This is a genomic window from Niastella sp. (genome assembly GCF_045805085.1).
In the GTDB taxonomy this organism is placed as follows: domain Bacteria; phylum Bacteroidota; class Bacteroidia; order Chitinophagales; family Chitinophagaceae; genus Niastella.
On the sequence record NZ_JBJMLX010000253.1, the window covers coordinates 1 to 8,819 of the forward strand.

Below are 8,819 nucleotides of genomic sequence, written 5' to 3' on the forward strand. Positions count from 1 at the left end.
ACATTAAAGTGGTTCTTCCCCGACTTGTTGGGGAGAACCTTTATTAAAATTGAAGTCAATTGGCCGTGGAGTGGAATGATTTTTTAAGTAGCTTCATACAAAATAAAACGCCATGACTACGAATCAGATTGCCAACCGCCTGGTTGAACTGTGCCGTCAGGGTCAGTTTGATACAGCGCAGAAAGAATTATTTGCAAAGGATGCTATGAGCATCGAACCTCAGGCTTCTCCCGATTTTGAAAAGGAAACAAAGGGTCTCGACGCTATTATGGAAAAAAGCAAAAAATGGGGCGACATGGTTGAATCCATGAACAAAATGGAAGTTAGTGAACCAGTAGTTGCCGCCAATTCTTTTGCCTGCACCATGCACATGGATGTTACGATGAAGAACAAACAGCATTGGGACATGACTGAGCTTTGCACCTACACGATCAAGGATGGCAAGATTGTTACAGAACAATTCTTTATGTAGCTAAAGGAGCTACGAACCTGCCAGGCCAACTTATTATTGACCTGGCAGGTTCTTTTATTTAACACAATAACATAAGGTCACCACGCCCGAACTGAATATCTCAGTTTTTATCAACTGCAGGTCAAGCATCTCCACTAACTCTTTGAACACCGGTTTACCACAGCCAATCACAACAGGATGCACCCACATCCGGAACTCATCAACTAATCCCAGCTTTGTTAATGTGGCTACAATTTTTCCGCTTCCATACACGATCATATCTTTTCCATCGCGGTGTTTCAATTCAATCACTTCCTCTTCGATCTCCCTTTTAGCCAGCCGCGCATTATTCCAGGTGACGGCGGTCATGCTTTTTGAGAAAACAACTTTAGGATAGCTGTTCAACAAATAAGCAAAGTCAAGGTCTCCGCGCGGCCGGATCAGGTTCACAGGGTTCGAATTCCAGTATTGCGCCATGCCTCTGTAAGTGATACCGCCCAGTAAAATGGTATCTGCCCTGCTCAGCTGTTCAGCCGTTGCCCGCGCCATTTCCTCATTCCAGCTTTTGAAATGCCAGTCCAACCCGCAATCAGGGCCAGCCATAAAGCCGTCCAGCGTCACATTTATAGATACAATTACTTTTCGCATATCGCACTGATTATGGTATTGTTACTACAAAAGTACCAACGGTTGTCCTGATTGATAGAGTGTGAAAATGACTTCCTGACGGGTTGTTCGCGACTTTATTGTTTAGTACCTTTATTCAGGGCAGAAGGCAAAGGGCAGAGGGCAAAGATCCGCGACGCGGCAACCGCGCAGAAGTGTATTGCTGAAGCTTGCGGCTTGGAGCTTGCCGCTTTCCTAATTATATAACAACTATTGCTATTATATATGAAACACGTTAGCATTCTTATTCCGCACGATTCGGTAATGGCAAGTATTGTTGACCCGCGCATCATTTTTACCGGTGTAAACGATTTTCTGGCATCAATGGGCAAACCGCCTGCTTTTAAAGTTCAGCTGGTTGGGCTCACCAAAGAAGTGCAGTTACATAATGGAACCTTTACGGTTCATGCCGATGTATTGATCAGTGATGTAAAGAAAACCGATCTCATTCTGGTGCCTGCCATTGGCGGCGAATTGAAAACAGTTATTAAAAAGAATGAAGCGTTCCTTCCCTGGATCGTTGACCAATATCATAATGGCGCTGAAGTGGCGAGTTTGTGTATCGGCGCTTTTCTGCTGGCCTCTACCGGTTTATTGAATGGAAAAGAATGCAGCAGTCACTGGCTCACTGCTAATGAATTCCGGGAAATGTTCCCTGAGGTCACTTTAGTAGATGGCAGAATTGTTACCGAGCAACAGGGTTTATATTCAAGTGGCGGCGCCTCCTCCTATTGGAACCTGCTGTTGCACCTGGTTGAAAAACATGCCGGCCGTGAAATGGCTATCATGGCAGCCAAAGTATACGCACTGGAAATAGACCGCAAAACGCAATCCCCGTTCATCATGTTCAATGGCCAAAAGAAACATGAGGACGAACCCATAAAACAAGCGCAGGAATTTATTGAGAAGAATGTTACCGAACGTATTTCGGTGGAAGAACTGGCCGTCAAATACGCCATCGGCAAACGGCATTTTATTCGCCGGTTTAAAAAAGCAACCAACAACACCCCCATCGAATACATCCAACGGGTAAAAATTGAAGCGGCCAAAAAACAACTGGAGAACAGCCGCAAAAACGTGAATGAAGTAATGTATGATGTTGGCTATTCCGACATTAAAGCATTCCGCACCGTATTTAAAAAGATCACGGGATTATCGCCCATGGAATACCGCAACAAATACAACGGGGAAGCCGTGGAAGTATAGTTGACGGCATTATTTTCCCAATACCTGTTTTATTACTGGTTGTAAGGCACGCACCCAGGCAGTGTAGCCTTTATCAGTCAGGTGAATGCCATCGGGCCGGTAACAACCATCGGCAAGGTTGCCGCTACCTGCATCTATCAACGATTTTGAAGGATCGCTGAAGAAGATATTGCGGTTATTTACCAATTGCCGGATCTGTTGATGTACCAGTTGATATTTTCTTCGGTAATCATCGGTGACTTTATTACCCGTCGGCAACGGGCCTGTTAAAATGATCTTTGTCTTCGGCAGCTTTATTGCAATTGCTTTTAATACGGATTGAATACCCGCCACTACATCAGTTGCATCATCGTCCCGGAAATTGTTCACGCCAATTGTTACCACTACTACAGCAGGATCGGCTTTTGAAAAATCGGTATGCTGTACCCGCCACAACAGGTTTTGCGTTCTGTCGCCCCGGATACCTGCTACGCCATATTTGTAGGCAGACAAGGCACTGTCGAAGGCATGCGTTCCGGCACCTTTTACTTCAAGCCTTCTGTGACCTATTGCCTGCGTAATGGAATTGCCTAACAACAACACATCCAGCTTACCCACACTGTCCAGCGTATATTGAATGTCGTTGTAATTATCCCACCAGTCGGTCTCATTGCCAAAGCGGTATTCTGAACCCGGCGCTGCTATAGTAGCGAACATCACCTGCTTATGCGTGGCTTTTAAAATAAAATCAACAATGGGTGCAGGATTGGGCAGACTATGCGGGTGATGATCAATACCGGGTTTATGGATCACAGTGATGTTTCCGTTCAGGGCCAGTACCTGTTTTTCAAAGATGGCCGTGTTTTCACTAAGGGGCACCACGCTATCTGCATCGCCTACAACGTGTAGCATGGGATAGCCGCCCTGTACGATCTGCGGTATTTTATCAATGGGATTGCCTTTGAAGGTGAGGGCTTGTTCATCGCTGGTATAACCATAATCTTTTTTAAAGGTTTCCCATTCGGGGGCACTACCTTTGCCGCTTCCTTTACCACCGGGCCAGCTTTTTACATCCAGCACGGGCGCATCAACATACACACAGGCTACCTTGCCCGGGTTTTGTGCCGCCCAGTTGTAGGCGTATACGCCCCCTCTGCTGAAGCCTTCCAGACAGGTTGTTTTTGACAAGCCGGCTTTTTGCAGCATATCGTAGAATTTATTCCAGGTGTTGATAGCTTCGTCATTTCCGAACAATTCGGCTACATCGCAATACACAACATGAAACCCGCGATCGAGCAAGGCGATCTCTGTTTGCGGTTCCACATTCCAAAAACGGGCATTCCAGATCCATGGCCTGCCTTCTGCCACCACACGCGGTTTTACAATTTTGGCCTTATGTCCATTGAAATTAAAATCGGCGCATTCATAGCCGTAATAAGAAGAAACCGTGATGGGCTCTTTTATCTTTTTTAAGATGTCGAATGATTTATCTGTTTTACTCACCACTACCTCGTACAACCGTTTTGCCAGGATGGTGGCGCCCAGGGACGATGGATGCAAACTGTCAGGAAATGTAGCCGGCATGTCCTGGGTTATGCTATGCAGATCGACCAGCTCCAGTTTTTCGTCAAAGGCTACCTGCCTGATGCGGGGCAGAATCAATTTGGCAATGGCCTGCTCCGTTTGCAACATTGTATCTGCCTTGTAGGAGGTAACCGGTAATAACAAAATAATACGCGGATGCGTAGACAGGTTCTGGAATGAATGCACCAGCGTTTTATAGTCTGTAACAAAACTATCTATCTGTAACCGGTAAGGCAGGCGGCTGTCGTTAGTGCCCAGTTTTATAAAAACAATATCCGGGTTGCTTTTCAACGCCTGCTGATAGGTTGGCGTGGCCATATAAGCCCGATCACAATTCTTTATCACGGTTTTACCGCTGTTCCCGAAATTCATCACCTCATAACCATCGCCCAGCATTTGTTGTAACTGCGCCGGATAAGCATTCTTTTCTGGATGTGTTAACCTGGCTCCGAACGTAATACTATTGCCCACGCAGGCAATGCGGATGGTCTTTTGGGCAATAACAGCAGATTGAATTAACAGAAAAACGATAATCAGGAAATAGTTGGGTGCTGGCTTTTTCATATAGTATGCCCACTAAAATAAGGCATTTTTCTCTTTCAGCTCGCTGTAATGCATACAGCGCACACCAAACCGGTAATCAGCGTTAATTCATGGCTATACTTTAAGCATTTATGACTGTATCATAGTTCTGAAAGTAAGGTTTACCCTGGGCGTGGTAATACGTTTCGATTTGGGTAAACAATGCAGCCAGTGCGTTTGGGTGGCGCCTTTCATCACCAGCAGGCTGCCATGTTCCAGCATCATGGAAATGGTTTCTTTTGTTTGTCTATGCCTAAAAGAGAACCTGCGTTCCGCCCCAAAACTAAAAGAGGCAATGGCGGAATTCTCGCCCAGTGTTTTTTCATCATCGCGGTGCCAGGCCATGCCTTCATCACCGTTATGGTACAGGTTCAATAAACAGGAATTAAAAGAATCGCCGGTCTTCTTTTCTACCAATTGTTTTAGCTCAAGCAATTCTTGTGTCCATTTTAATGCATGCCTGGTAATTTTGGAGTAGGTATAGTCGTAATTGTCGTTACCGTACCAGGCCACTTTTCTTTTGGTGATGATGTGCCGGCCAAAGATCACGGCTTCGTCGTTTTTCCAGTGAATGGTGGTTAACAGTTTATCCAGGTAATGATCGGCCTGTTTAACGGTTAACAATTTACCGTAATAATTAACGGTGCCATCCTGCGGTAGATAGTTTATAGTTTCGTCTATATGCTGATTGAATAGATCCATACTGCTGCATTTAAATTGCTGAAGAAAGTTTTGATGCCTCCCAACCGATCATGGCGTTCTTGCGGGTAGGTCCCCAATGGTAATTGCCAAATTCGCCGTTTGCCTTTATTACCCGGTGACAGGGAATTAAAAACGCAACCGGGTTACTGCCTACGGCAGACCCTACGGCCCGGGATGCCTGCGGACTGTTCAGTTTTCCTGCAATACCCGAGTAGGTAATTAATTCGCCCATGGGGATCCGCAGCAACGCTTCCCATACTTTTAACTGGAAGGGCGTGCCTTTTAAATGCAGTTTTATTTCGTGCAGCTTGTTCCAGTCCTGGGTGAAGATGAACAGGGCGTTCTGCTGTATTATATCTGAAAGCTGGCGGTACTTCGCATTCGGGAACTGGTTCTTCAACTCCTGCAAAGCCGTTTCTTCGGCTTCATCAACAAACGCCATATAGCAGATACCCTTGTGGGTGGATGCGATAATGATGGTGCCAAACGGGCTTTCGGCAAAACTGTAATTGATGGCCAGCTGTTCACCCCCGTGTTTGTATTCGCCAGGCGTCATGCCTTCTACTTTTATAAAAAGATCGTGCAGACGGCTGGTGCCGGAGAGACCCGATTCAAAGGCAGCATCCAGCAAAGTAACCCCAGTTCCCTTTTTCAACACCTGTTTGGCATGCTCCAGGGTCAGGTATTGCAGGAATTGTTTGGGTGTAACACCGGCCCAGTCTTTAAACATCCGTTGAAAGTGAAAGGGGCTTACGTGCACATGTTCAGCCACCACCTCCAGCGAAGGCTGGTCTTTGAAATGATGCCGGTAAAACTCAATAGCTTCGGCTATCCGGTTATAATTTATTTCCTGTTGCTTTTCCATAACCTCTATTTTATACAGCAAAACTCCATCATAGCAGCCGGCTGTAAAACCCGTTTCTTGCGCAGTTACTAGCAAAAATGGCTGAGTTTTTGCAAATAATTATCAATTTATTTCATAAATCGCCGTATCCGGATCAGGCAAAAAATAGTAACTTCCAAAACTTCTTGTTCTTGCTTTTGTTTATTAGCTACCCGGAACGTAATTAAAACAACAGAAAACAATAATATATGAAATTTAGCTTGTCGGTTTTATTAGTGCTCTTTTCGGCAGCCGCTATTGCACAACCAACATTGGTAGAAAAGTTTCAAAAGATCGGAACAACACAACAGGCCCAACAATTCGTAGATGCCAACCCGGATCTTAAACCGGCTCTTTTACATCTCACGTATGGCAAGGACACATCGCTTATTGACAAAAGGTTATTACGGCAAAAGCAGGGCGATATCTTTTCCGTAGGGTACGTTACCTACAAAGTGGTGGAATCAAAAGAATCCGTTGCCTACCGCGCCAGTTATATTTTCCTCGATGGCAGCTCCCTGTCGCCTTCGCAAATAGACAGTTTGAAAAAACTGATCGTGGCTAAAGCCAATGCAGGCACTCCCTGGGAACAACTGAGTGACCAATACACTATGGATGGCAATAGCACTAAAGGCGATACTGACTGGTTCTTTGGTGAACTGATGTTCCCGAAAGAAGTGCAGGACGCCGTGGCTGCCCATCAAAAAGGCGAGATCTTCTTTGTGGATGTAGCTGAACGTAACTGGCATTACATCATCAAAAAGACCTATGAGGACAAGGTGCAAAAAGACGTTGTTGTACTAAAGGCCAATGGGCGATAAATAACCAGGCTTTCTAATCTTTTTTTAATACTACCCTCCCGACACCCCGGGAGGGCCTTTTTTTAGGTAAAAACAACATCTTTTGTATATTGTCGTTCGTTTATCCATTATATCTTTTTTAATCCTATTTAAACCATGAAAGTTTACCTGCTAACCGGTCTTCTGCTCACGCTTGGCTGTTGCATCAGCTTTGGGCAACTATCTGCCGACGACATTTACGCCATTATCAACAAGGAAGTACAGCTTAAAAGATGCCCCAGTATGGTGGTGGGCACTATAGACGCTACCGGCAAACGCCAGGTGGTGGGGGCGGGTTCTTTCGAAGATAAAAAAGAAAGCAAGCCCGATGGCAATACTTTGTATGAAATTGGCAGCATTACCAAGGTATTTACCTCCCTGCTGCTGGCTGATATGGTGGTGAAAAAACAGGTGAACCTCGATGATCCTATTTCAAAATATCTGCCCGCCAGTGTAAATGTTCCGGTGATAAAAGGAAAACCCATCACCCTGCAACATCTGGCCTCCCATTCGGTTGGCTGGCCCCGCATGCCGGATAACTATGATCCCAAAGACCCCGACAATCCATTTGCCGATTATACTACCGAGCAGTTATACGATTACGTAAGCCGGAGCAATTTTGATTATGCACCCGGTACCTGGTTCCAATACTCCAACCCCGGTTATGGATTGCTGGGTAATATTCTGTCAATAATAGGAGGTAAACCATTTGAAACGCTGGTGAAAGAAAGGATCTGCGCACCATTGGGCATGACCAATACCACCATTACCCTTACCCCTGCGCAGTTAAAAACACTGGCGCCCGGCCACTCCGAATATGGCGCCCTGGTTAAGAACTGGGATATGCCTGCTATTGCGGGTACCGGCGCCATCCGGTCTGATATGAACGACCTGCTGACGTTTGCTGCGGCCAACTTAGGACTGGTGAAAACCGATCTGTATCCCGCTATGCAATTAGCGCATATTCCTCACATTTCAAAGGGGAAAAACGAAGGACAGGTAACCCTCGGCTGGACGCTCGAAAAATCCAACGACGGCGATGAATACTTATGGAAAGATGGCACTACAGGCGGTTATAAATCAATTATCCTGTTGAACCGGACTAAAAAAACAGGCGTGGTGATCCTGGCTAATTCGATGAACCAGATCAATGATATTGCGTATCATATTTTAATGCCTTCCATTCCTGTTAAGCCGTATCGTTATACCTGGGCTTTGCATGATTTTGTTTTGGAAACGGTGAAAAACAAGAACGTTGACAAAGCGATCGAAGAATATAAGACCATGAAGGCGAACAGAAGTCCGGGTTTGGTGTTTGATGAAACCCAGCTGAACTACGTAGCGAGCGATCTGCGTCAGTTGAAGAAAATGCCCGCCGCTATTAAAATACTTGAACTGAATACCCAGGAATACCCCAACTCGTCAACGGCATTTGAAAGCCTGGGAGAAGCGTATAAACGCAGTGGTAAGAAGAAAGAAGCGATTGAGAATTATGAAAAGGCGGTGCAACTGGATCCTAAGAATGCGCATGCTATATGGATACTGGAGCAGTTGAAGAAGTAATTGGCAAATTTGAAAATTCGCAAATGTGAAAATGGAATAAAGCAAAGGTCCCGGCGTAGTCGGGACCTTTGCTATTATTATAATGAATTAATGAATCCTTTAGTTAGTAGTGAGATAATTGTACGTTTTGTTTAACGACGTGGTAAGCGTTAGAGGAAGATAGTTCAACGTAACTGCATCGATCCCTAATACACCCAGTTGATTCCAGGTTCCTATGAACATGTCATTGAATGAGCTTTGTTTTGGAAGAAAGATAATTTTGTCATGGAATTTACCATCAACAAGCAGGCTCTTGATCAAGGTTTCCTGGCCGGTGACCGCGTTCACCTTCACTAATTTAGCCACATCGCTGCCATCACCGGGA

9 protein-coding genes are annotated in these 8,819 nt (G+C 45.3%); 4 read left to right on the top strand and 5 right to left on the bottom strand.

The features are described from left to right. Positions 1–112: 112 nt before the first annotated feature. The gene (locus tag ACJ751_RS13105) at positions 113–472 is read left to right on the top strand and encodes a SnoaL-like domain-containing protein (protein ID WP_407745948.1); all 360 of its coding nucleotides are present in this window, start codon (positions 113–115) and stop codon (positions 470–472) included. A 54-nt stretch (positions 473–526) separates the two neighbouring features. Here ACJ751_RS13105 and ACJ751_RS13110 read toward each other — a convergent pair whose 3' ends face one another. Next, positions 527–1,099 (bottom strand): dihydrofolate reductase family protein, encoded by a 573-nt coding sequence (locus tag ACJ751_RS13110; protein WP_407745949.1) that lies wholly within the window; start codon positions 1,097–1,099, stop codon positions 527–529. A gap of 243 nt (positions 1,100–1,342) precedes the next feature. Here ACJ751_RS13110 and ACJ751_RS13115 point away from each other — a divergent pair, with 243 nt between their 5' ends. After that, a complete protein-coding gene (locus ACJ751_RS13115; protein ID WP_407745950.1) occupies positions 1,343–2,323 on the top strand; it encodes a GlxA family transcriptional regulator in 981 nt (326 codons plus the stop codon). 9 nt (positions 2,324–2,332) lie between these two features. On the opposite strand, the gene ACJ751_RS13120 is transcribed toward ACJ751_RS13115, so the two are convergent. From ACJ751_RS13120 to ACJ751_RS13130, 3 genes are all read right to left on the bottom strand, one after another. Next, positions 2,333–4,450 (bottom strand): GDSL-type esterase/lipase family protein, encoded by a 2,118-nt coding sequence (locus ACJ751_RS13120; protein WP_407745951.1) that lies wholly within the window; start codon positions 4,448–4,450, stop codon positions 2,333–2,335. A gap of 108 nt (positions 4,451–4,558) precedes the next feature. Further along, positions 4,559–5,170: an alpha-ketoglutarate-dependent dioxygenase AlkB family protein gene (locus tag ACJ751_RS13125; RefSeq protein ID WP_407745952.1), complete on the bottom strand. Its 612-nt coding sequence runs from the start codon at positions 5,168–5,170 to the stop codon at positions 4,559–4,561. Between the two features lie 10 nt (positions 5,171–5,180). After that, on the bottom strand, positions 5,181–6,035 hold the full coding sequence (locus tag ACJ751_RS13130) for a methylated-DNA--[protein]-cysteine S-methyltransferase (protein WP_407745953.1): 855 nt from the start codon (positions 6,033–6,035) through the stop codon (positions 5,181–5,183). Between the two features lie 227 nt (positions 6,036–6,262). Between ACJ751_RS13130 and ACJ751_RS13135 the strand changes: the two genes are divergently transcribed. Together ACJ751_RS13135 and ACJ751_RS13140 are read left to right on the top strand one after the other, a co-directional pair. Next, entirely contained in the window at positions 6,263–6,874 is a 612-nt protein-coding gene (locus ACJ751_RS13135) for a hypothetical protein (RefSeq protein ID WP_407745954.1), read from the top strand. 135 nt (positions 6,875–7,009) lie between these two features. After that, positions 7,010–8,455: a serine hydrolase gene (locus ACJ751_RS13140; protein ID WP_407745955.1), complete on the top strand. Its 1,446-nt coding sequence runs from the start codon at positions 7,010–7,012 to the stop codon at positions 8,453–8,455. Between the two features lie 99 nt (positions 8,456–8,554). Here the strand turns inward: ACJ751_RS13140 and ACJ751_RS13145 are convergent. Next, positions 8,555–8,819 (bottom strand): hypothetical protein (locus tag ACJ751_RS13145; RefSeq protein WP_407745956.1); only part of this gene is annotated, 265 nt, incomplete at its 5' end.